The following is a 22193-nucleotide window of genomic DNA, read 5'->3' on the forward strand; positions in this document are numbered from 1 at the left end:
TCAGGGATTCATGTCCGCGATCGGCTTCCCGTCCTGCTCCTCTTCGAACAGCAAGGCCGCTGCTCCGGTTGCCGACAAGCGCACCTTGTCGCCCTCCACCTCTGCGACGAGCCCGCCCGACAGATAATGGTGGTGCTTGCCATGCGAACCGCTGTCCGCGCGCGTCATCTTGATGCGGTCACCCTCGACATGGTCGACCGTGCCGATATGCACGCCATCCGCGCCGATGATGGACATATGCTCTTTGACGTTGCTGAGATCGGCCACAATTGCCTCCACGCTTGATCGGGAACCCGATAGCCTAACGCGCAAGGCCGATATTGGATGCAGGGCGATCCGAGCGAATCTTTGGCTCAGACGTAGCGCAACCCGGCGTCCATGATCCGCTGGCGCAGATCGAACACGTCGAGGCTGAACTCTCCGGCTGCAAGGCGCGTGCGCTTGCCAGCCTCGTTCGCCTCCCGTGCCCGCGATGCTTCCAGCACCTTGGCGGCGTTGGCGCGGGGGACGACGCACACGCCATCATCATCAGCGACGATCACATCGCCCGGATTGACCAGGGCATTGGCGCAGACCACCGGGATGTTCACGCTGCCCAGGGTGTTCTTGACCGTGCCCTGCGCGTAGACCGCCTTGGACCAGACCGGGAAGTTCATCTCGGTGAGGTCGCGCACATCGCGCACGCCGGCATCGATGATCAGGCCGCGACAGCCGCGGGCTTGCGCCGAGGTCGCCAGCAGATCGCCGAAATAGCCATCCTCGCACGGGCTGGTCGGCGCCAGCAGCAGCACGTCGCCGGCCTTCAACTGCTCGATGGCGACATGCACCATCCAATTGTCGCCCGGAGGCGCGCTGATCGTTACCGCGCTGCCCGCGATCCGCGCACCGGCATAGATCGGCCGCATGTAGCTCGCCAGCAAACCCGTGCGCCCCTGCGCCTCATGAACCGTCGCAACACCGCACGCCGCCAGACCGTCAATCACCTCAGGATCAGCACGCTCGATATTCTGTACGACCACACCCATGATTGCTCCTGCCCCTTTTAGCTTGCGATGATTGTCTTGGTCTCCAGAAACTCTTCCAGTCCCCAGACACCATATTGCCGGCCATTGCCGGACCTTCTGTATCCCCCGAACGGCGCCGCCGCCGTCCATGGCGGAAAGTTGATCGACACATAACCGGCCCGCACACGGGCTGCGACGGCCCGCGCCGACGCGGGATCGGCCGACTGCACATAGGCGGCGAGGCCGAAGTCGGTGGCATTGGCGATTTCGATGGCCTCGTCAACATTGCGATAGGTGAGGATGCACAGGACCGGGCCGAAGACCTCCTGCGTGGCGATGGCGGCATCCGGCGCAACCGGGCCGAAGATCGTCGGCCTGGCGTAATAGCCGGTCGGCAAATGGTCAGGTCGTCCGAGACCCCCGGTCAATAGGGACTGGCCTTCATCGATCGCCTGCCGAATCAGGCCCTGCACCCGATCGAACTGCGCCTCATTCATCAGCGGGCCGAAGCTTGTTGCGGGATCATCAGGCGGCCCCACCACAAGGCGCTGCGCGGCGGCCACGGCAAGCGCGGAAACCTCCTCGAAGCGGTCGGCCGGGACGATCAGCCGGGTCGGCGCGGCGCAGACTTGCCCTGCCACCATCATGCATGCCGCCACGCTGCGTGGGACGACCGCCGCGAAATCGGCATCCGGCAGCAGGATGTTGGCGCCCTTCCCGCCCAGTTCCTGATGCACTCGCTTGATCGTCGGTGCCGCCGCTGCCGCGACCGCCGCGCCGCCCGCCACCGATCCGGTGATCGAGATCATGTCTACATCGGGATGCGCGGCGAGGCGCTGCCCGCAATCCGCGCCGCGACCATTAACGAGATTGAACAGGCCGGGCGGCAGGTCCGCCTGCGCCATCGCCTCCGCGAGCAGGCCGCCACACAATGGCGCATGTTCGCTCGGCTTGACGATCACCGTGCATCCCGCAGCAATCGCCGGCACGGCCTTGCACAGCATCTGATTGACCGGCGCATTCCAGCTGGTGATCGCCACCACCACGCCAATCGGCTCCCGCACGATCTCGAAGCTGCCGGGCATCATCTGGGCGAAGGGATAGCGCGCGAGGATATCGGCCATGCTGTCGAAATGCGCTCGGCACATCATGCTCTGCCCCTGCGCGACCATGCGCGTCAGGCCGATCTCCCGCATGAGGTGATCCTCGAGCGCGGGTGCCAGCACCTCGAAGGCGCGGCGCATCCGGGCGAGCACGTCCAGCCTTTCCGCGATGCTGCTCTGCGACCATGAGGCGAACGCTTGCCGGGCTGCTGCGACGGCTCGATCTGCGTCGACCGCATCGCCGAGCGCCGCGCGCCCGAGCAGCGTTCCATCCGCCGGAGACCGAACCTCGACGATGTCCCGGCCGTGCGGTTCGACCCATGCGCCGCCGATGAAGAGACGATCCTGATACAGCGGAGCATTCAAAGTCGTGACACCTTGGCGTGAGAATTGTATAGCACGAGAATATACTATTTCAGAGAGGCGCCGGTGCCGCAATCGGAAAGCGCAGATTATATCGTCATCGGCGCGGGCTCGGCGGGATGCGTCCTCGCCAACCGCCTGTCGGCCGCGCCGGAAAACCAGGTCTTACTGCTGGAGGCGGGCGCGCACGATCGCCACCCGCTGATCCGCATGCCCTTCGCTTTCATGAAACTGCAATTCATGCCGTCCCTGACATGGCCCTATTGGAGCGAGCCGGAGCCGGGGCTGGATGGCCGGCGCCTTTGGCTGCCGCGCGGCAAGGTGCTGGGCGGCACCTCCTCGATCAACGGCATGGTCTACGCGCGCGGCCATCCAGCAGACTATGAGGAATGGTCGGCACTCGGCGCCACCGGCTGGAGTTGGGACGAGGTGCTCCCCTATTTCCGGCGCTCCGAACGGAGCTGGCGCGGCGACAGCGCGGATCATGGCGTCGAGGGGCCGCTGACGGTCAGCCCGGTCGAGACGACTGGGCCTTTGCATGATGCGGTGATGCAGACCGCGCGCGCCCTTGGCCATCCAATTTTCGACGATCAGCATGGGCCAAATAGCGGGCACGGCTTTGCACCGCCCGAGGTAACGGTGGACAAAGGCCGCCGCGCCAGCAGTTCGCGGCAGTTCCTACATCCCGTCGCGCATCGACCCAATCTGGCCATTCGGACCGGCTGCACGGTCACCCGGATCGTCATCGAGGCCGGGCGCGCGGTGGGCGTCGAGATCATGGACAAAGGCCGCCCGACTTTGCTGCGCGCACGTCGCGAGGTCATATTGTGCGCGGGCACCTACAACTCGCCGCAATTGCTGATGCTCTCCGGGATCGGCCCGGCGGACGACTTGCGCGCGCTCGGGATCGATGTCGTGGCCGATTTGCCCGGGGTTGGCCGCAATCTTCAGGAGCATCCCCTCACCGGCATAGGCTACACGCTGACCGAGCCCATCGGCTTCGAGAGCAATCTGCGCTTCGACCGGCTGCTGTTGAACGTGGGACGCTTTTTCCTCGGCCTGGGGAACCGGGCGACGCAATTGCCAGTCACCGCCTTTGGCTTCATGCCGACCAAGCCCGGACTGGCGCGGCCGGATATCAAGGCCAATATCTACCCCACCCGGCTCGATGCCCGCGTCTGGTTCCCCGGCATCCGCAAGGGCGCGGGTCATGCCATGAGCGCGTTCGCCGTGTTGCTGAGGCCTGAAAGCCGAGGCAGCGTGCGCCTGCGCTCGCGCAACCCGGCGGACGCGCCCGAGATCCGGATCAACATGTATGAGGACGAACGGGATCTGGTAACGATGCGCCGGGCGGTACGGATGTTGCGGGAGTTCTTTGCCACCGCGCCGCTGCGCGACCTTGCCGGAGGCGAGATCATGCCGGGCAGTGGCGTGCAGAGCGATGCGGAGATCGACGCCTATAATCGCCGCAGCAGCGTGCTTGCCCATCATGCCTCCTCGACTTGCGCCATGGGCACCGATGAGCAGGCTGTGGTCGACCCGGCCTTGCGGGTCCGTGGCATCGAAGGTCTGCGCGTGGCCGACGCCTCTGTCATGCCGCGCATCGTCGGCGGCAATACCAATGCGCCGGTGATCATGATCGCGGAAAAGGCCGCCGACCTGATCCTGGGCATCGCGCCGCCACAATCCGTTTGAGCCGACACTCCCACGGCAATCGATTGCATTTTTGCTGGCCCTGCCCGTCCCGCTTCGCTACCCCTCCCACCCATCGACCTGCTGGATGCGAGACTCGCCGTAGCCGCACGAGGATGAGGAGGCTTTGAATTGAAGAGATTTTTGATCGCCGGCGCCGCCATGCTGGCCATGGGGACCGCGCTCGCTGCGCCCGCTCAGGCAGAACTGAAAGTCGGCGCCGCCAAGGTCGACTGGACCCCGGCCGCCAAGAGTCTGAAAGAACCCTATACCGGCGTTCTCGACCCCATTTACGTGCGCGCCATCGCGCTGGAGAGCAATGGCGAGCGCGCCGCGCTCGTGACGGTCGATGTGGGCGCAATCCCGACGGACCTGTGGAGCGGCGTCACCGCTCGCCTGAGCAGCGACCTCGGCATTGCGCCGGAGCGCGTCATGCTCACCGCGACCCACACCCACAGCGTGCCCTGGGGTCCGCACCCCAAGCTGGAGGACCAGATCGTCCAGGCCGTGCGCGAAGCGGTCGGCAAGATGCAGCCGGGCAAGGTCGCCTTCGGGGAAGGCAAATCCTACATCAACGTGAACCGCAACATCATCGACCCGGACAACCGCCGTTGGTGGGAAGGCCCCAATGTCGATGGCCCGTCCGACAAGACCGTGGCCGTGCTGCGCTTCGAGAATGCGGCCGGGAAGCCGGTCGCAGTCTACTATAACTATGCGGTCCATGCCGTGCTGACCGGCAATCTCGATCTGGTGAGCGGCGATCTGCCCGGCGCCGCCTCCCGCTATATCGAAAATGCGATGGGCGATGATGTGGTGGCGGTGTGGTCCGAGGGTGCCGCGGGTGACCAGAACCCCATCTTCTTCCAACAGACCTACGATCTGCGCGCCATCCGCATCGCCGATTATGCCAAGCGCGGTGAGGACATCAGCAATGCCATGCCGCCCGGTGGTGTCGGCATGGACCGCAAGAACCCGCAGGTCGCCAAGCTGATGGAGCAGCAAAAGCAAATGGCCCAGTCCATGGGCCAGATGCTGGGTGAGGAAGTGCTGCAGACCATGCGCCTGCGCCTCGAACGGCCCGAGAAGGTGAACGGCATCGCCGGCGCCAGCAAGACGTTGGTGTGCCCCGGTCGCGAGCGCACCGACAAGGGCCGCGCAGGCTATGCCGGCACCTATGTCGACGCGGCAGACATCCCCATTCACCTCAGCATGCTGAAGATCGGCGATGTCTTCATCGGCGGCGTGAATGGCGAGGTGTTCAATCCCATCGCGACCAGCTTCAAGGCGCAGGCGCCCTCGCGCCGCACGATGATGACGACGCTGACGAATGGCTTTGGCCCATCGGGCTATATTCCGAACGATGCGGCTTTTGGCCAATATACCTTCGAGGTGGTGTCCTCGCGCCTGAAGCCGGGTTGCGCGGAAAGTGGCATCGTCAACGGCCTGCTCGATCTGGTCGAGCAGACTGACGCCGCCAAGTAAGGCTAAGGGGGCTACGGCCCCCTTTCCGCCTCCGCTCCAATCCGCTTCGGCTCAATCCTCTTCGCACTTGCAGACCGGCCCGGCGCGCGTCGCGCTGGGCCGGGGTGCGGTCGTCGCGAATTCGACTGGGACCAGACGCCCATCGCGGTTTGCATCCGCTCCGGCAAAACGGGTCGATGTCGCCACGGCCCACTCCTCGAACGAGAGGAGGTTGTTGCCGTCCTTATCCAGCTTGCGGAACGCGCTCGTTCGGCTCGCCATCATTTCCAGACGCGTCACCACGCCATCGCGATTGCGATCATAGCGGTCGAAGCGCTTCTGTTCGCGGGTGCGCTCTGTAGCTTCCGGGACATCGGGCGGCGGCGCACCGCGTGCATTGGGGTCGCCCAGTGCCGGCAAAGGCGGCGCTTCGGCGCGCAGGCCACCATTGGCGACGCGCGGCTGCATGTCCACATCCACGGCGGACTGCCACCAGAACAGCCCCGCCGCGACGAACAGCAGCGCGGAAAGTACACCGGCAAAGAATCGCCCCATCGCAGGCCCCCCGCAGGGAGATTAACCGCGCAGGGCGGCGATCAGCAAGCGGCCGTACTGGCGGGGCGTGAAGCCGCGCGATGGCAGCCGGGCGGCGCGGACGTCCGGCATGGCAACAGCGGCGAGCAGACGCAGGGGGCGCGGGAGGCTACGAGGCGATCGCGCATCCCGAGGCAGAAAATCCGAGGCAATCGCGAGGCTCCGCCGCGCAAGCGCATCCTCGCTGGCGTGACCGGCCAGATCCCACAAGGCCCAGAGCGCGCCGAGCCGATTGGCCACCTCGCTCTCTCCTCCAGCCAGCAGGGCAAACAGCCCGCCGCCCCGAGCAAGTGCATAGTCCCGCAAATCCTCGTCGCTCAGCGGATCGGGCGAGGCAAGCACGCGCCATCCGTCGATCAGCCGTTCGGCCGCCGCGCTGGCGCCGGCGTCCGCTTGCTGGCGCCAGGCATCGACCAGAGGCTCGCCGCGCCCCTTGGCATCATCCCGTTCCACCAACACGGCATCCCACCAGGCAAGGCGAATGGCGGCGATGGTCGGATCGGCCCGCCGACCGATCAGCTCCGCCAACCGGGCGTCCAATTGCCAGCACAGCGCATGCCATGAGCGTTCCGCCGCAGGCGTGTGTGCGAGCAACAGGCGCTGCAAGGGGGCGGGCTCGTGATCGGCACCGAGCGCGGTAGGCGGCGCATTCACCAACGATCAACCAACCGAATTAGGCATTTGTCCACCACTTCTGAATAAGGCGAGGATCGGGCCGGTGGCGGTGCAATCGTTCGCCGGATGGGTGGCTTCAAGGGCAGTGAGGACAGGAATGCGCAACCGGGCAGGCGCAAGCTTCATGACCAGGCTTGGCCGCGACGTGCGCGGCAACGTCATCGCCATTTCGGCAGCGGCGCTCATTCCGCTGGCGGGGCTGATTGGCGGCGGCGTGGACATGAGCCGTCTCTACCTCACAAAGACGCGACTGCAACAGGCTTGTGACGCCGGCGTGCTGGCCGGCCGCCGCGCGATGGGCGGGGGAAGTTGGACAACGGAAGGCCCCACCAGCACGCGAGGACGCGCGCTCGAATTGTTCAACGCCAATTTCACGGATGGTGCTTATGGCGCGACCCTGCTGAACAATGATTTTTCGGTGGATGACGGCGAGGTCAGCGGCTTCGCGGACGTCTCCGTGCCCATGACCATCATGCGCATCTTCGGAATCACGGAGCGGACCATGCACGTCACCTGCACCGCCAAGATGGAAATTCCGAATACCGACGTGATGTTCGTGCTGGACGTGACGGGATCGATGAATTGCGCTACCGGCGCCGGCTCCTGCCCCAACGGTAATAACAATAACGTTCCGGCGAGCAACGCAAAGCTTTACGGTCTTAAAAGCGCGGTCAAGTGCTTCTATGAAGCGTTGCTACGGGTGAATACTGCGGAAGTATGCGGAAACGACCCGACCGCCACTAGTTATACTGGTACTGCCCAAGTCAGAATAGGATTTATGCCCTATTCGGTAAACGTAAACGTAGGCAAGTTGCTTCATAACGACTGGATTGCCGATACGTGGGATTACCAGTCCCGCGTTGGCGTCAATAATAGAGTCTACACCTGGGAGGCCGGTTCTGAGACTTTCTCGAACTGGAGCGCTTGGTCGAATCCACCGAGCGGTCTAAACAACTCAAGCAGCTACACGGGATGGCAAAACATCTCCGGGAGTGGCTCCGTGACAATAAACAATACTAGCTACAACAAGACGGTATCTAACAAGAACTCTACGACGTGTCCTCAATTGAACAATAATGGTGGCGTTCTGACTTACACTGACAGTGGAAATGTGCAGGCGGCAACGAACGAATCGCCCCCCGTTTACTCCGACCCACAACAGACAATCACCTACTCGGAGAACGACGTTCACACGGTCAGAGGATATAAATATACGTGGACGAACAATAGTTGCCGCCTGCAGCAGAGTAGCACTCGCACCTATACATTAACGCGCAGTCAAACCTCGACTCGTCCGATCACATGGACAGCGCGGGACCGCGCCAGCTGGACCTATAAAAAACTCCAGTTTAGCACGGCGGCCCTGAAGGCTGGCGGCTGGACGTGGAATAACAGTTTGTCGCTACCTGTTGGCAACTCGGATGTGCAGGCAAAGCTCTCCGGCTCGAACGAGACGATCACCGTCTCGAAGAGAGTCGACATGGATGTGGTGTGGGACGGGTGCATCGAAGAGCGGAAGACTGTCCCGAACAGTGACGGCAATCCAACCGACGAATGGAGCCCGATCCCCAGTGATGCGTTGGACATGAATATCGATCTCGTGCCCGATGCAACGACGGGTTCGCACTGGGGCCCGATGCTGCGCGACGCAGTATGGGGGCGGTACACCGGCACCTCCACGCGAACGATGGCGGACGTGCCAACGTTCGAAAATCTCGATCGCAATAACAGCTATTATTGCACGACCGAAGCCAAGAAACTCCAGACTTGGTATACGCCGTCCGGATTCGAGACCTACGTCAACTCGCTGGCCGCGATCGGTAACACATATCACGACATTGGGTTGATATGGGGCGCCCGCTTCATCTCCCCTACTGGGATCTTCGCCGACGAAAACAAGGAGACGCCCACCGGCGGCGCCATCCAGCGGCACATCATCTTCATGACCGACGGTGCCACGATGACCGACAACACGAATTATACGGCCTATGGGATTCCTTGGTATGAACGGCGCCAAACTACCTATTCTCCGAACAGCACGCAGCTCAATAACATCGTCAATAGCCGACTCGTCGCCCTGTGCACCGCCATCCGTAACCGCAATATCACCCTGTGGGTCGTCTCCTACGGGGGCGGTGTCGATAAAACCACGGAAACGCGGCTGGAAAGCTGTGCCACGCCTAAAAAATACTTCAAGGCGGACGATACGCCCACGTTGATCAGCAATTTCAAGCAGATCGCCTCGGAAATCGCCGATTTAAGGTTGACCCACTGAGATGAGGCGCGCGCCTCATATCTTCGGCGCACACGCCCTGCCTGTCCTGCGTCAGTTCTCGCAGGCGCAGGACGGCGTGACGATCATCGAGTTCGCGCTCATTCTGCCGGGCTTCCTCATCATGTTGCTGGGCGCGCTGGATGTTGGCCACACGCTCTACATGCAGAGCGTGGTGCAGGGCGCCGTGCAGAAGGCCGCGCGGGACGGCACGCTGGAGACATCCGCGGGCACCAACGCGACCTCGCGCGATGCTATCGACGCCGTCGTGGAAAGCCAGATCAAGCAGTTGCACAATGACGCGGAGGTTTCGGTCCAGCGGCGCTTTTATCGCAGCTTCTCGCAAGCCTCCGCTGCCCAGGCCGAGCCCTTTACGGACAGTGCCAGCGGCCCCAACAAGAATGGCGTTTGTGACGGCGGCGAGCCGTTTGTGGATAACAATAACAACGGCGTTTGGGATGCCGACGGTGGCAATGCCATCAACGCCGCGGGCGCGCGTGACAATGTCGTGTTCACGGTGACGGTCTCCTATCCGCGCCTTTTTCCGATCGACAGACTGATCGGCGGGCATGGGATCACACATGTCGTGGCCAGGACTGTGCTTTCCAACCAGCCTTATGGCGACCAGGGCAGTGATGGCGAGCCCACCGTGCGGAATTGCTTATGAACGGTACGACGGCTCGCCTTCGTCCCCGGCGCAAGGGAGCGCCCCATGGCTTCCTCGCGCGTTTGATCCGCGCTCACAGAGGAGTCGCCGCCGTCGAGTTCGCGCTCACGGCCCCGCTTATTCTCGGCTTATTCCTGGCCGGCGCCGAGCTTACCAATTTTGCGATTACGCGGATGCGGGTGAGCCAGATCGCGCTGCATGTCGCCGACAATGCCTCGCGCATCGGCACCAATCAGCTAAACGCGCCACCACTAATCAGCGAATCGCAGATCAACGATCTACTGATCGGCGCCAACATGCAGTCCGGCTCGCTGGATCTCGCCACCAATGGGCGGATCATCATTTCAAGCCTGGAACCGGTCGCCAATCCCAATCCCGAACCAAAAAAATTCCGCATCCACTGGCAGCGCTGCTTCGGCGCCAAGAACTGGGCCTCGACCCATGGCGTGCAGGGCGACACCGATCTGCCGGCGATGGGTGAAACCGGCAAGCAGGTGACGGCGCCTGATGGCGGCGCGGTCATCTTCGTAGAAGTAGCCTATGACTATACGCCGCTCATTTCGGGGAGCATCGTGCCAACGACCGTCATCGTCGATACCGCCGCCATGACCGTGCGCGACGACCGCGACTACGACGGCAATGGCGGAACGGGCGTCGCCAATAACGAGAATGTTGCGGCCTCGACCTGCAGCAGCTGAGGCGATAGCGCGGGTCTAGAGCGCCAGATCGACCCACCCGCTTTGGGCCCGAGAGGCGGCAACGGCTGTCTCGATAAACGCCATGCCGCGCAACCCCTCCTGCACGCCGGGGAGCAAAGGCGCCGCATTGCCCTGAAGAACCGCCGCGAAATCGCGATAGAGGGTGGCGAAGGCCGCCATATAACCTTCGGCATGGTGGACGCCCGGCGGACAGGCGATCGCAGGCGCGGCCTCTTCGAATGAGAGCCGAAAACTGGCACCGTCGATCGGATGCAGCGTAAGGGCATGCGGATCATCGAGCGTCCAGACCAGACTGGCGGCCTCCCCATCGCAGCGCAGGCGCAGCCGGTTGCCCTCCCCCGCCTCGATCTGCGAGGCCATTATGGTCCCGCGCGCACCCTTGTCGAACCGCAGGAGCACGGCGCAGTCATCGTCCAGCGTGCGTCCTGGCACGACGCTGCCAAGGTCGGCCATGATCCGGCTCACATGCAGGCCGGAGACGAACTCGGCGAGATTGAAGGCGTGGACGCCGATGTCCGCAATGCAGCCGCCCGCGCCGGAGCGCACGGGGTCTACACGCCAGGCGGCCTGCGCATGGCCGGCTGCGCTCGCCAGCCAGCCCTGCGCATAGGTTGCGCTGACCTTGCGGATCGCGCCCAGCTCTCCCGCGGCCACCATCGCGCGGGCGGCGCGCACGGCGGCAAAGCCACCATAAGGATAGCTGACCGCAAAGGGGCGGCCCGTCTCGTTCACAAGCGCGGCAAGCCTGCGGGCTTCATCGAGCCGCGCGGTCATGGGCTTGTCGCTCATCACGGCAAGGCCAGCCTCAAGGGCCGCGACGGCCGCCGGATAATGGAGATGATTGGGCGTGACGATGGTCACGAAGTCGGCGCCATCCACCCGGCTGCGCTCGCCCGCCAGCAAGGCGGGGACATCGGCATAGACGCGGGCGGGATCGATGCCATAGGCAAGGCCCGCCTGCCGAGATCGCGCGGGGTCGGAGGAAAACACGCCCGCAACCAGCCTGATCTGCCCGCTTGCCTCCGCCGCGATGCGGTGGGTCTGGCCGATAGACAGGAGCCCGCCTCCGCCGATCATGGCCATGTTCAACATGACAGGCGTTTCTGCATCGGAACGCTACCCCAGCGATCAGGCAGCAACCAAGGCGGCATCCCGCAAGCCGCGCCACACGCGGGCGGCCTGCACGCTCTCCTGCACATCATGCACCCGTACGATCTGCGCGCCCTGCCCGATCGCGACCTGCGCCAAGGCGACCGAGCCGCCGAGGCGCTGCTCGACCGGCGCACCATCGGTCAGCGCGCCGACAATGCGCTTGCGGCTCGCCCCGAACAGCAGCGGCACGCCCAGAGCCTGATACATGGCCAGATTGTTGATGATGCGCGTGTCATCCTGCAACGCCTTGCCGAAGCCGACACCGGGATCGAGGATGATCTTGCTCCGCGCAATACCGGCATCGAGGCAGGCTGCGATCCGCGCCTCCAGCCAGTCGAACACGGCCATGTCCACCGTCGGGCCGGCAACGGCGCCGGCCTTGTACTTGACCGCGCCGCCGTGCGGATCGTCGCCGGCGGACGGGCTGTGCATCAGGATGACGGGGCACCCCGCCTTCGCTACCACCTCCAGCCCACGCGGATCATGGGTGAGGCCGGTCACATCGTTGACGATGCCGGCGCCGGCGGCAAGCGCCGCCTCCATCACCGCTGCCTTGCGCGTGTCGATGGAGACCATGATGCCGCTCTTCGCCAGTCGCTCGATCACCGGCACTGTGCGAGCGATCTCGTCGCCCTCCCACACGGTCGCGGCGCCCGGCCTTGTGGACTCGCCGCCCACATCGATGATCGAGGCGCCGGCCAGCTGCATGGCAAAGCCGGCATCGGCAGCGCGCCCGGCATCGCCGATAAGCTTGCCGCCATCCGAGAAACTGTCCGGCGTCATGTTGAGGATGCCCATGACCTGCGGCGTATCGAAGCGAATGACGCGCTCGCCCAGCGTCAACGGTGCGCGAGGCGCCGTCAGCCCCTGCATTTGCGTTGCGATCCGCTCAGCCTGCGCATCGCTCAGGCGGCTTTGCCAGTCCTCAAACATGGCAACGGGGACGATGGCCTTGCCGGCGGCGCCTTCCGCGCCCGCCCAACGGACCTCGAGGCCCTGGAACCAGATCAATCCACCGGCGAGCCTGCGGAATTCATGCGTCTCCAGCCCGACAGGCGTGTCGATGAACCAGATCGGGCGCAGATAGAGGCGGGCGTCCGGCGGCGGGATTTCCATCATCATCGGGCGATATCCTTGTGCATCCCGCGCGCCTTAGCTTGCCCGACAGAAAAGCGGAAGCAGGAGCCCGGACCCGCGGTGGGAGCGCGCCGTCCGGGCCCCAACGACGGTGCATTATGGCTCCGTCGCGAGCAGGTAAAGCTGGCGCATTGCATCGAGCGGCTTCACGGCGCCTTCGTGCTCGATCTGCCAGAAGGTCCAGCCATTGCAGCTTGGCGCGCCCTGCAGCGTGGCGCCCATCTTGTGGATCGAGCCGGTCTGGCCATTGCACTCCAGCGAGCCATCGGCGCGGACATGCGCCTTGAAGCGCCCCTTGCTGGCGGTGAGCAAGGTGCCGGGCGCGATCATGCCGGTCTCGACCAGCGTGCCGAACGCCACGCGCGGCTGGCTCTTGGGGGATTGCATGATGGTCAGCGCGCTCTCATCGAGCGGGAGCGCGGCAGCAATACGCTCCCGCGCGACCTCGCAATAACTGTCTTCCCGCTCGATGCCGATCCAGCGGCGCCCCAGGCGGCGAGCCACGGCGCCGGTTGTGCCGGTGCCGAAGAAGGGATCGAGCACCACGTCGCCCTTGTTGGTGCAGGAGAGCAGCACGCGGTACAGCAGCGCCTCCGGCTTCTGAGTGGGGTGGGCCTTGGTGCCACCGCGCTTGAGGCGTTCCTGCCCGGCGCAGATCGGCAGCACCCAGTCCGAGCGCATCTGCAGCTCGTCATTCAACGTCTTCATGGCGCGATAATTGAAGGTGTATTTCGCCTTCTCGCCCTGGCTCGCCCAGATCATCGTCTCATGCGCATTGGTAAAGCGCGTGCCCTTGAAATTGGGCATGGGGTTGGCCTTGCGCCAGACGATATCGTTGAGGATCCAGAAGCCGTGATCCTGCATCAGCGCGCCGACGCGGAAGATATTGTGATAGCTGCCGATCACCCAGATCGTGCCATCCGGCTTGAGGATGCGGCGCGCTTCGGCCAGCCACTCGCGGCAGAAGGCATCATAGGCGGCATAGCTGTCGAACTGGTCCCAGGCGTCGTCGACGGCGTCCACGCGCCCGCCCTCGGGACGGAACAGATCGCCGCCGAGCTGGAGATTGTACGGCGGATCGGCGAAGATCATGTCTACGCTTGCCGTCGGCAGCGTGCGCATGATGGCGATGCAGTCGCCCTGCAGCAGCGTGTCGAGTGGCAGGACCGGCGGCGTGTTGGCCGGCAGGACCTTTGCGCGCACCGGTCGCTTCGTCAGTTTTTCCATCACGCTCATGTCGTCTCACCCCCGTTTGTGCGCCCGGTGTGAGTCACGACGAGTCCACCGTCAAGAGCGGTAACGGACTGGAGTCACGCGAAGAATCCGGGCCGGAAATGAGAACGAAACGAGTCCCACACGAGGGATGGAGTCCTGCGATTCAGGCAGGACTCAACATGTTGTGGTGTTGCGCCGAAGACTCAGGGCCGCGAGGGGCCGAAAAATATTTTACCCGAGCCTCCGGCATTATCGATTTTCAAAGGCTACCCGGCCCCTGGATCAGCAACCACAGGCCGATGACCGCGAACAGGCTGGCCGCCACGATGCGCACCACCTTGAGCGGCACGCGGCGGAGCAGTTCGTGCCCGAGGAACACTGCCGGGACATTGGCGATCAGCATCCCGAGGGTCGTGCCCATCGTCACGAGGCCGACCTGATGGAACTGCGCGCCAAGCGCGACGGTCGCGATCTGCGTCTTGTCGCCCATCTCCACCAGGAAGAAGGCGATCGTGGTGGTGACGAACGCGCCGAAGCGGGCCGGCTTGTCCTCCAGATCGTCGATCTTGTCGGGGATCAGCGTCCAGATCGCCATGGCGAGAAAGCCGGCTGCGACCAGATAGTGGAACCAATTTTGCTGAAAGATGGACGCCACGCTCGCGCCGAGCAGAGCCGCCAGAAAGTGGTTGGCCAGCGTCGCCGCGAGAATGCCGAGGATGATCGGCACCGGCTTCTTGAACCGGGTGGCGAGCAGGATGGCCAGCAACTGCGTCTTGTCGCCGATTTCGGCGAGCGCGACGACGGCGGTGGAGGTGAACAGAGCTTCCATGAAAAATCCTCAGCCGGGCAACAAGACAAACAATGACACCGCGCCTCCCGCCCGGCCTGGACGGAAGCTCGATGTCATTGGTCTCGCCGGAATGCTTGGATTCCCTGCCGCCACGGCCTCTCGACCGAGTATGTTGACGCGCAGGCCTGCCGGAAACCGGCAGCTGGCTACTCCCCAGATGACCCCAGCGCCTTAGGCGCTCGGCAGTCTCCCGTCAACGGGCGCCCTACAGAAAGGCCAGTTGTGCGACCGGTGCGAAGCTGCGGCGGTGAAGCGGGCTTGGGCCATGCTGGCGCAGGGCGGCAAGGTGATCGGCGGTGCCGTAGCCCTTGTTCCGCTCCCAGCCATAATGCGGATGGTCGCGCGCGGCTTCCCGCATCAGCGCGTCGCGATGTTCCTTGGCGATGATCGACGCGGCGGAAATGCAGGGCTCCAATGCGTCCCCCCCGACGATTGCCCGTGCCGACCAGCGCCACTCGGGGCGCCGGCCATGCGGCGTGAGATTGCCGTCGACCAGCACCTCGCGCGGATCGCATCCCAGGCGGGCGCACAGCCCCTCGACCGCGAGCGTCATCGCCAGCATCGTCGCGCCAAAGATGTTGAGCCGGTCGATCTCGGCGACGTCCACCACGCCGACCGCCCAGTGGCAGCGGCGCTTGATCGTCGCTTCCAGACCCGCGCGCTTGGCGGCGCTCAGCTTCTTGCTGTCATCCAGGCCGGACGGGCGCGGTTTGCAGAGAACGACCGCCGCCGCGACCACCGGCCCGGCCAGCGGCCCACGCCCGGCCTCGTCGACACCCGCGATCATCCCTCGACCCGCCAGGGCGGATAGCGCCGGTTCTCGCCCGCCGAATAAAGGCAAACGCGGTTACCGGCCGGATCGACCAGCCAGGCCTCGCGCCAGCCCCATGCCTGATCCACCGGCTCATTATCGAAGACGAGGCCCGCCGAGATCAACGCCGTCACCCGGGCATCGAGATCATCGCATTCCAGATAGACGCCATGCTGCTGGCCATGAAGGGATAGGGTCGCGCCGCCCGGCGCCTCGAACCGGGCATAGGGCTGGTCCGGGCTGTCCACGATCAGGGTGAGGCCCAGATCCTCGTAGAAATCGCGCGAGGCGGCATAATCACTGACCGGCACGGAAATCTGATTGAGGCGGCCGCTCGGTCCCATATCGAGCCGCACCGCGCCATGCGCCATCGGACCATGCCCGCGACCGAGGCCGGGCGCAGTGCGCAGAGCCAGCCGCACGAACAGCCGCGCCCGGGCAATCGCCTCCGGCAGATCGAGCCCCTGCCCCAGCCCGGTCGCGATGGCGCTGGCCAGGGTGCAGCCCGTGCCATGGGTATCCTCGGTATGGATGCGTGCCCCTTCCCAACGGGCGATTTCGCCTTCCGAACCGACAAGCCGGTCGGTGATGATCTCGCCGGGCGCGTGGCCGCCTTTGATGAGCAGCATCTCGCCCCGCGCAGTCAGGTCCGCCTCGCCGCCAAGCGCCTCCAGTTCGGGGAGATTCGGCGTCGTGACGAACGCCCAGCCCATCAGCTCGTGCAGGCTCTCGATGGTGGCGGCGTCCGCGAGCACGCCGCCGCTCGTCGCGACCATCACCGGATCGAGCACCACCGGCGCGCCGATGCTCTCAAGTCGGTCGGCGACCGCCAGCGCCGTCTCCGCGGAGCCGATCATGCCGATCTTCACGGCGTCCACGCCGATGTCGCTGACCACGCTGTCGATCTGCGCGAGCACCATGTCCGTCGGCACGGGATGTACGGCCTGCACGCCCAGCGTATTCTGCGCGGTGATCGCGGTGATCGCCGTCATGGCGTGGCCACCCAGCATGGTGACGGTCTTGACGTCCGCCTGGATGCCGGCGCCGCCGCCGGAGTCCGAGCCGGCGATGATCAGGATTCGAGGATAGCTCATGAGGCGCTTTTGCCCCTTGCCGGCGCGGAAGTCGAGCCGCTGGCGCTGCGCCTCACTGTTCCTTACGGGCGCAGGCGATGCACAGCGATGCCTCGGGCCGGGCCGCCAGACGCGCCGGCGCGATGGGCTCGCCGCACAGCACGCAGGCGCCGTATACGCCCGCCCCGATCCGCGCGAGCGCACGATTGACCGAGCCGATCTCGCGCGCCACCAGTGCAGATTGCTGCTCCAGTGCGCGATCATCCTGCACTTCGCTTGCCTGTTCATCTGAATCGGCATTCAGCGGTTCGTCCAGATCGACCGCAAGCCGCTTTTGCCGGGCTTTCAAATCATCGCGCATAGCCAGAAGCCGTGCCTTTGCGTCCATCATATCCATGGTCACACCTCTCCGTCCGACTGCTCGATGCCAGTCTAGGGAGTGATGCGCGCCAATCCATGCGCCAGATCAAACCGGTCGCGCGGGCGCTCAGCCCTTGAAGCGGCGCTCCGTCGAAGCGGGGTTTCGCTTGAGCGCGTCGCCAGTCCGGCTCGGCCGGTCCAGCAGCTCGCCCCCGCAATTGGGGCAGCGATCGTCCAGATCCTCGGCGCATTCGGCGCAAAAGGTGCATTCGAACGAGCAGATGAAGGCACCACCCGCATCGGCGGGGAGATCGGCGCCGCAGCGCTCGCAATCCGGGCGCATCTCAAGCATGGGCGGCCGCCGCGCTTGCCACGGCATCGCAGATGCGGTCCACCACGCGGACGACCTGATCGCCATCGTCCCCTTCGGCCATCACGCGGATCACCGGCTCGGTGCCGGACGGCCGAATGACGAGGCGCCCCACCCCATCAAGCTCCGCTTCCGCCTGGGCGATCACGGCCTGGACGCTCTGCGCCTCAAGCGGCTTACCGCCGGCGAAACGGACATTCTTGAGCAATTGCGGGACCGGCTCGAACTGGCGCAGCAGGGCGCTGGCCGGCTTGCCGCTCTGCACCAGCGCGGCGAGTACCTGGAGCGCGGCAATGGTGCCGTCGCCCGTCGTCGCATAATCGGAGAGGATCATGTGGCCGGACTGCTCGCCTCCGACGTTGCAGCCGCGCGCCTTCATTTCTTCCAGCACATAACGGTCGCCGACCTTGGTGCGGATGAGGGGAATGCCCTCGCTAGCGAGCTTTCGCTCCAGCCCCAGGTTGGACATCACCGTGGCGACGACCCCCTCGCCCTTCAACATGCCCTGCCGCGCCCAGCTCGTGCCGATCAGCGCCATGATCTGGTCGCCATCCACGATGGTGCCGGTCTCATCCACCACGATCAGCCGGTCGGCATCGCCATCGAGCGCGATGCCGATGTCGGCGCCGGATGCCACGACCGTCTCCTGCAGCAGCAGCGGAGCGGTCGAGCCGCAGCCATCGTTGATGTTGGTGCCGTTGGGCGTCACGCCGATTTGGACTAGCTCAGCTCCCAGCTCCCAGAAGGTGTAGGGCGCGGTGTTATAGGCGGCGCCATTGGCACAATCGAGCGCGACCTTGAGGCCATCGAGCCGCAGATGCTGCGGGAAGGTCGATTTGACGAAGTGAATGTAGCGCCCGCGCCCATCCTCGACCCGCCGCGCGCGCCCGATGCCCTCGGACGGAGCCAGCGGTATCTCGCCGCCCTCGATCAGCGCCTCGATCTTCAGCTCGTCGGCGTCGGAGAGCTTGTAGCCATCCGGCCCGAACAGCTTGATGCCATTGTCATAATAAGGATTGTGGCTGGCCGAGATCATCACGCCGAGATCGGCGCGCATCGATGCCGCCAGCATCGCTACGGCGGGCGTCGGGATCGGGCCGAATTGCACCACGTCCATGCCGACACTGGTAAAGCCCGCGACCAGCGCATTCTCGATCATATAGCCGGAAAGCCGCGTATCCTTGCCAATCACCACGCGGTGGCGATGGCTGCCGCGCATGAAGTGTCGGCCGGCGGCCATGCCTACCCGCATGGCCATTTCGGCCGTCATCGTGGACTGATTGGTGCGGCCCCGGATGCCATCCGTGCCGAAGAAGCGTCTGGTCATCGCCGGTGCTTAGCGGATCGGGGGCCGGCAGCGCCAGCCCCCTTGAAGGCTCACCGCACAGGCGCCGTCTGGTCCCGCAGGCCTTCCTCCGGGCGATCATCGACCGGTTCATCCTCTTCCTTCAGCGTGTCGAGATGCATCAGGCGCTTGACCAGCGGGGAGACCGCCAGCACCGCGACGGCAATGCCGATCGTCCACCAGCCGATGGTGTTGTAGACCGAGAGCGTTGCTTCCTTGGTCATCTCGCCATCATGACCGCCGGTCGCCTCGCCGATCTTGCCGGCGACGAAATTGCCCACCGCCGACATGTAGAACCACGCGCCCATGATGAGGCTGGCGAGATGCTTGGGGGCCAGCCGGTTCATCGCGGAGAGCCCGACAGGCGAAAGGCACAGCTCACCAGTGGTCTGGAAGAGATACACCAGGAACACGAACAGTACCGGCGTCAGCGCCGCCATGCCCGCGGACTGGGCGCCCCACACGAAGATGAGGAAGGAGAAGCCGACCTGCGCCAGCGCCAGACCGAATTTGGCCGGTGCGGACGGCTCCCAGCCGCGCTTGCCCAGCCACAGCCAAAGCCAGGCGAAGACCGGCCCGAGCAACACGATGTAGATGGGGTTGAGCGACTGGAAGAAGGTGGTCTGGAAACCGCCACGGTCGACATAACGATCCGTATAGAGGTTGAGGCTGCCGCCGGCCTGTTCAAACAGACCCCAGAACACCGGGTTGAGCGCGACGAGGAACACGATCGCAAAGATCCGGTCGCGTGCGTCCGGTTGCAGCTTCATCGCGGCGTAGAGCACATAGCCGAGCAGGGCGACGCCCGCGACGATAAGCAGCGTCTCGATGATATCCTGATACTGGACGAGGAACCAGATCACGCCGATGGAAGCGACACCGATAGCGTAGAGCAGCCATTCGGTGCGCAAGGTGAGCGGCTTGGGCGGCTCTCCCTTGCCCATCAGGAACGGCTTGCCGATGACGAACACCGCCGCGCCCAGCAACATGCCAACGCCCGCCGCGCCGAAGCCATATTTCCAGCCGTACGTCTCGCCGAGCCAACCGGCCATGATGGTGCCGATGGCCGCGCCCACATTCACGCCGACATAGAAGATCGTGTAGGCGCCGTCGCGGCGCGGATCGGTAAGCCCGTAAAGCTGGCCGACGATCACCGAGATATTGGCCTTGAGGAAGCCCGAGCCGACAACGATGCAGCTTAGCGCCAGCCAGAAGATATTGATCGTGGGATCATCCTGTCCGCCCGAGCCTTCAAATGCCATCAGGCAGTGGCCAGCGGTGAGGATCAGCGCGCCGAACAGCACGGCCTTGCGCTGGCCCAGATAACGGTCGGCGAGATAGCCGCCCAGCACCGGGGTGACGTAGACGAGGCTGGTATAGGCCCCGTAGACAAGGTTCGCCTGTCCATCGCTGAACAGCCAATGCTTGGTGAGGTAGAAAATCAGCAGGGCGCGCATGCCATAATAGGAAAAGCGCTCCCACATCTCGGCAAAGAACAGAATGTAGAGGCCCTTGGGATGGCCGATAAACTCCTGCTTCTTGCTCACAAGCCCAACCGCGCCGCCGGCAAGAAGCACGACGAGCGCGATGAGGGCGATGGCTGGAATGGTCGCCATAAAGTCTCCTGGTCCGGGCAACGGCGAGACGCCGGCCGCGACAATATGCCCACGAGACTTAGAGAGTCTGACATTTGAGAAAAGCGCTTTTTTCCGCCGGCCTCGATGCGAGCCGCTCCATCGGCCCTGCCGTAGCGAAAAGCGCCGCTACCGCCGCGACATTGCGATCAATTCGCAAATGCGCTTGGCGGATCGACCGGATTTGGCTAGCGATACGGCATGTTCAACGACCGCTCTTCCCTCCCCGCCTATCTCGCATCCCGCCGGTCCGGCAAACCGCGCGATCTCGCGGCGCCCGGCCCCTCGCTCGATGAGCAGCGCGAAATGGTACGGATCGCGACGCGGACCCCCGATCATGGCAAGCTCGCCCCCTGGCGGTTCGTGATCGTGGCCGACGACCAGCGCGCGGCGCTGGCGGCGCTGCTCGAGCGCGCCTACCTCGCCGAGAAGCCCGAGGCTGGCCGGCTGGAAATCGAGGCGATGCACCAGTTCGCGCATCAGGCGCCGGCGCTGATCGTTGTCCTGTCCTCGCCCAAGCCTTCCAAGATTCCGGCGTGGGAGCAGGAGCTCTCCGTCGGTGCGGCGACGATGAACCTGCTGCATGCCGCCCATGCCATGGGTTTTGCGGGAGGTTGGCTGACCGGCTGGCCGTCCTACAACGAGGCCGTGCGCGATGCGTTCGGCACCAGCGAGGAGCGGATCGCCGGCTTCGTGTTCATCGGCACGCCCTCGCGGGATCTGGACGAGCGCCCCCGGCCGGAGCTGGACGACGTGTTGTCGATCTGGTCGGGCGGCTGATCGCACCCTTCCTGGCCGGCGCCTTGACCGATCCACTGTATTATGTCAGTGATGCAGCATGATCGATGAGAGCCGGCCCGTTTATCTGCGCCTGCGCGACGAAATCGCCGCCGCCATTCTGGAGGGACGCTTTGCCGATGGCGATGTCTTGCCATCCGTGCGCGCCTTTGCCGCCCAGCAGGGCGCCAATCCGCTGACCGTCGCCAAAGCCTATCAGAGCTTTCAGGATGAAGGGCTGGTGCAGGTCCGCCGCGGCGTCGGCATGTTCGTCGCGCCGGGCGCATCGCGTCGCTTGCGGGCGATGGAGCGCGAACGCTTCTTCAGTGCGGTCTGGCCAGGTGTCTCCGAGCAGATGCATCGCATTGGAATCACGCTGGAAGAGCTGACCGAACGAGATCGCGTGACCACCGGCTGACCACGGCCCATCGCTCCAGCCCATCGACCTATCGCGTCTGATCCCTCGTTCATCTGCCGTTGCGATTGGCCTCGCCAGACTTGTCGCATCAGGTTGAACGGAGACAAGACATGATCAAGACCGCCCTTGCTACCCTCGCCGCTGTCGGCGTGATGATGAGCGCAGCCCCTGCGGAAGCCCATAAGAGCAAGCATCGGCACGGGCACGGCGCCAGCCGTATGTATGACGACCGCGGCTATTATCGCGAGCCCCGCCCGATCACTCGCGACACGCGCACATGGCGCGGCGACGATGGCCGCTATTATTGCAAGCGCGCGAACGGTACGACGGGCCTGATCATCGGCGCAGCCGGTGGCGCATTGCTGGGCCGGACCATCGATACGCGGGGCGACCGCACGCTCGGCACCGTGCTTGGAGCGGCCGGTGGCGCCTTGCTCGGTCGGGAAATCGAGCGCAGCGGCGCGCGCTGCCGCTGATCGGCGCTTGAGTTTGGACGCGCCG

At 64.7% G+C, this 22193-nt stretch carries 23 protein-coding genes and 1 riboswitch; of the genes, 8 read left to right on the forward strand and 15 right to left on the reverse strand.

The window, feature by feature from the left end:
• From M2333_RS05855 to M2333_RS05865, 3 genes are all read right to left on the reverse strand, one after another.
• Positions 1-267 carry a DUF2171 domain-containing protein gene (locus M2333_RS05855; RefSeq protein ID WP_181559551.1) on the reverse strand — a complete coding sequence of 89 codons (267 nt, stop codon included), beginning with the start codon at positions 265-267 and terminating at the stop codon, positions 1-3.
• A gap of 86 nt (positions 268-353) precedes the next feature.
• The gene (ligK, locus tag M2333_RS05860) at positions 354-1028 is read right to left on the reverse strand and encodes a 4-carboxy-4-hydroxy-2-oxoadipate aldolase/oxaloacetate decarboxylase (protein WP_319801101.1); all 675 of its coding nucleotides are present in this window, start codon (positions 1026-1028) and stop codon (positions 354-356) included.
• 14 nt (positions 1029-1042) lie between these two features.
• Complete coding sequence (locus M2333_RS05865) at positions 1043-2473, reverse strand: aldehyde dehydrogenase family protein (protein ID WP_264611145.1); 1431 nt, start codon at positions 2471-2473, stop codon at positions 1043-1045.
• Positions 2474-2536: 63 nt separating this feature from the next.
• Between M2333_RS05865 and M2333_RS05870 the strand changes: the two genes are divergently transcribed.
• Complete coding sequence (locus tag M2333_RS05870; protein WP_264611146.1) at positions 2537-4165, forward strand: GMC family oxidoreductase; 1629 nt, start codon at positions 2537-2539, stop codon at positions 4163-4165.
• A 129-nt stretch (positions 4166-4294) separates the two neighbouring features.
• Positions 4295-5644 (forward strand): neutral/alkaline non-lysosomal ceramidase N-terminal domain-containing protein, encoded by a 1350-nt coding sequence (locus M2333_RS05875; RefSeq protein WP_264611147.1) that lies wholly within the window; start codon positions 4295-4297, stop codon positions 5642-5644.
• A gap of 51 nt (positions 5645-5695) precedes the next feature.
• On the opposite strand, the gene M2333_RS05880 is transcribed toward M2333_RS05875, so the two are convergent.
• Entirely contained in the window at positions 5696-6178 is a 483-nt protein-coding gene (locus tag M2333_RS05880) for an EF-hand domain-containing protein (protein WP_264611148.1), read from the reverse strand.
• A gap of 21 nt (positions 6179-6199) precedes the next feature.
• Complete coding sequence (locus M2333_RS05885; RefSeq protein ID WP_264611149.1) at positions 6200-6871, reverse strand: hypothetical protein; 672 nt, start codon at positions 6869-6871, stop codon at positions 6200-6202.
• 145 nt (positions 6872-7016) lie between these two features.
• Between M2333_RS05885 and M2333_RS05890 the strand changes: the two genes are divergently transcribed.
• From M2333_RS05890 to M2333_RS05900, 3 genes are read left to right on the forward strand one after another with little or no spacing between them, the layout of a single operon-like run.
• Positions 7017-9167: a pilus assembly protein TadG-related protein gene (locus M2333_RS05890; protein WP_264575887.1), complete on the forward strand. Its 2151-nt coding sequence runs from the start codon at positions 7017-7019 to the stop codon at positions 9165-9167.
• Position 9168: 1 nt separating this feature from the next.
• Positions 9169-9831 carry a TadE/TadG family type IV pilus assembly protein gene (locus M2333_RS05895; RefSeq protein WP_264575888.1) on the forward strand — a complete coding sequence of 221 codons (663 nt, stop codon included), beginning with the start codon at positions 9169-9171 and terminating at the stop codon, positions 9829-9831.
• Positions 9828-10529: a TadE/TadG family type IV pilus assembly protein gene (locus M2333_RS05900; protein WP_264611150.1), complete on the forward strand. Its 702-nt coding sequence runs from the start codon at positions 9828-9830 to the stop codon at positions 10527-10529. Before M2333_RS05895 ends, M2333_RS05900 begins: the two co-directional genes overlap by 4 nt.
• A 15-nt stretch (positions 10530-10544) precedes the next feature.
• Here the strand turns inward: M2333_RS05900 and M2333_RS05905 are convergent, their stop codons facing one another.
• The 10 genes from M2333_RS05905 to M2333_RS05950 form a co-directional block, all read right to left on the reverse strand.
• On the reverse strand, positions 10545-11642 hold the full coding sequence (locus tag M2333_RS05905; RefSeq protein ID WP_319801298.1) for a Gfo/Idh/MocA family oxidoreductase: 1098 nt from the start codon (positions 11640-11642) through the stop codon (positions 10545-10547).
• Between the two features lie 36 nt (positions 11643-11678).
• Positions 11679-12824, reverse strand: coding sequence for a dihydropteroate synthase (gene folP, locus M2333_RS05910; protein ID WP_413716479.1), 1146 nt, complete (start codon positions 12822-12824; stop codon positions 11679-11681).
• Positions 12825-12935: 111 nt separating this feature from the next.
• Positions 12936-14075 (reverse strand): site-specific DNA-methyltransferase, encoded by a 1140-nt coding sequence (locus M2333_RS05915; RefSeq protein ID WP_319801299.1) that lies wholly within the window; start codon positions 14073-14075, stop codon positions 12936-12938.
• 238 nt (positions 14076-14313) lie between these two features.
• The gene (locus M2333_RS05920) at positions 14314-14883 is read right to left on the reverse strand and encodes a TMEM165/GDT1 family protein (protein ID WP_181559541.1); all 570 of its coding nucleotides are present in this window, start codon (positions 14881-14883) and stop codon (positions 14314-14316) included.
• Positions 14884-14886: 3 nt separating this feature from the next.
• Positions 14887-15072: riboswitch (yybP-ykoY riboswitch) on the reverse strand.
• A gap of 37 nt (positions 15073-15109) precedes the next feature.
• Entirely contained in the window at positions 15110-15691 is a 582-nt protein-coding gene (locus M2333_RS05925; RefSeq protein WP_264570188.1) for a ribonuclease HII, read from the reverse strand.
• Positions 15688-16809 carry a bifunctional hydroxymethylpyrimidine kinase/phosphomethylpyrimidine kinase gene (gene thiD / locus M2333_RS05930; protein ID WP_264570187.1) on the reverse strand — a complete coding sequence of 374 codons (1122 nt, stop codon included), beginning with the start codon at positions 16807-16809 and terminating at the stop codon, positions 15688-15690. The genes M2333_RS05925 and thiD overlap by 4 nt, the downstream gene beginning before the upstream one ends.
• A gap of 52 nt (positions 16810-16861) precedes the next feature.
• Complete coding sequence (locus M2333_RS05935) at positions 16862-17185, reverse strand: TraR/DksA family transcriptional regulator (RefSeq protein ID WP_264611151.1); 324 nt, start codon at positions 17183-17185, stop codon at positions 16862-16864.
• Positions 17186-17275: 90 nt separating this feature from the next.
• Positions 17276-17500, reverse strand: a complete 225-nt coding sequence (locus M2333_RS05940) for a DUF1272 domain-containing protein (protein WP_181559537.1) — start codon at positions 17498-17500, stop codon at positions 17276-17278.
• Positions 17493-18845 (reverse strand): phosphoglucosamine mutase, encoded by a 1353-nt coding sequence (gene glmM, locus M2333_RS05945; RefSeq protein WP_264611152.1) that lies wholly within the window; start codon positions 18843-18845, stop codon positions 17493-17495. The genes M2333_RS05940 and glmM overlap by 8 nt, the downstream gene beginning before the upstream one ends.
• A 50-nt stretch (positions 18846-18895) precedes the next feature.
• On the reverse strand, positions 18896-20479 hold the full coding sequence (locus M2333_RS05950) for a peptide MFS transporter (protein ID WP_181559535.1): 1584 nt from the start codon (positions 20477-20479) through the stop codon (positions 18896-18898).
• Positions 20480-20698: 219 nt separating this feature from the next.
• Between M2333_RS05950 and M2333_RS05955 the strand changes: the two genes are divergently transcribed.
• From M2333_RS05955 to M2333_RS05965, 3 genes are all read left to right on the forward strand, one after another.
• Positions 20699-21277, forward strand: a complete 579-nt coding sequence (locus M2333_RS05955; RefSeq protein ID WP_264611153.1) for a nitroreductase — start codon at positions 20699-20701, stop codon at positions 21275-21277.
• A 58-nt stretch (positions 21278-21335) separates the two neighbouring features.
• Complete coding sequence (locus M2333_RS05960; protein WP_264611154.1) at positions 21336-21692, forward strand: GntR family transcriptional regulator; 357 nt, start codon at positions 21336-21338, stop codon at positions 21690-21692.
• A gap of 110 nt (positions 21693-21802) precedes the next feature.
• A complete protein-coding gene (locus tag M2333_RS05965) occupies positions 21803-22168 on the forward strand; it encodes a glycine zipper 2TM domain-containing protein (RefSeq protein WP_181559532.1) in 366 nt (121 codons plus the stop codon).
• The last annotated feature ends 25 nt before the right edge of the window (positions 22169-22193 follow it).

It is taken from the genome of Sphingobium sp. B11D3B (assembly GCF_025961735.1).
GTDB lineage: Bacteria > Pseudomonadota > Alphaproteobacteria > Sphingomonadales > Sphingomonadaceae > Sphingobium.

Coding starts and splice junctions, on each gene's coding strand:
- M2333_RS05880 (WP_264611148.1), bottom strand. CDS start 6,178: ATGGGGCGATTCTTTGCCGGTGTACTTTCCGCGCTGCTGTTCGTCGCG.
- folP (WP_413716479.1), bottom strand. CDS start 12,824: ATGATGATGGAAATCCCGCCGCCGGACGCCCGCCTCTATCTGCGCCCG.
- M2333_RS05890 (WP_264575887.1), top strand. CDS start 7,017: ATGACCAGGCTTGGCCGCGACGTGCGCGGCAACGTCATCGCCATTTCG.
- glmM (WP_264611152.1), bottom strand. CDS start 18,845: ATGACCAGACGCTTCTTCGGCACGGATGGCATCCGGGGCCGCACCAAT.
- M2333_RS05915 (WP_319801299.1), bottom strand. CDS start 14,075: ATGAGCGTGATGGAAAAACTGACGAAGCGACCGGTGCGCGCAAAGGTC.
- M2333_RS05960 (WP_264611154.1), top strand. CDS start 21,336: ATGATCGATGAGAGCCGGCCCGTTTATCTGCGCCTGCGCGACGAAATC.
- M2333_RS05895 (WP_264575888.1), top strand. CDS start 9,169: ATGAGGCGCGCGCCTCATATCTTCGGCGCACACGCCCTGCCTGTCCTG.
- M2333_RS05925 (WP_264570188.1), bottom strand. CDS start 15,691: ATGATCGCGGGTGTCGACGAGGCCGGGCGTGGGCCGCTGGCCGGGCCG.
- M2333_RS05950 (WP_181559535.1), bottom strand. CDS start 20,479: ATGGCGACCATTCCAGCCATCGCCCTCATCGCGCTCGTCGTGCTTCTT.
- M2333_RS05965 (WP_181559532.1), top strand. CDS start 21,803: ATGATCAAGACCGCCCTTGCTACCCTCGCCGCTGTCGGCGTGATGATG.
- M2333_RS05955 (WP_264611153.1), top strand. CDS start 20,699: ATGTTCAACGACCGCTCTTCCCTCCCCGCCTATCTCGCATCCCGCCGG.
- M2333_RS05905 (WP_319801298.1), bottom strand. CDS start 11,642: ATGTTGAACATGGCCATGATCGGCGGAGGCGGGCTCCTGTCTATCGGC.
- M2333_RS05920 (WP_181559541.1), bottom strand. CDS start 14,883: ATGGAAGCTCTGTTCACCTCCACCGCCGTCGTCGCGCTCGCCGAAATC.
- M2333_RS05935 (WP_264611151.1), bottom strand. CDS start 17,185: ATGGATATGATGGACGCAAAGGCACGGCTTCTGGCTATGCGCGATGAT.
- thiD (WP_264570187.1), bottom strand. CDS start 16,809: ATGAGCTATCCTCGAATCCTGATCATCGCCGGCTCGGACTCCGGCGGC.
- M2333_RS05940 (WP_181559537.1), bottom strand. CDS start 17,500: ATGCTTGAGATGCGCCCGGATTGCGAGCGCTGCGGCGCCGATCTCCCC.
- M2333_RS05900 (WP_264611150.1), top strand. CDS start 9,828: ATGAACGGTACGACGGCTCGCCTTCGTCCCCGGCGCAAGGGAGCGCCC.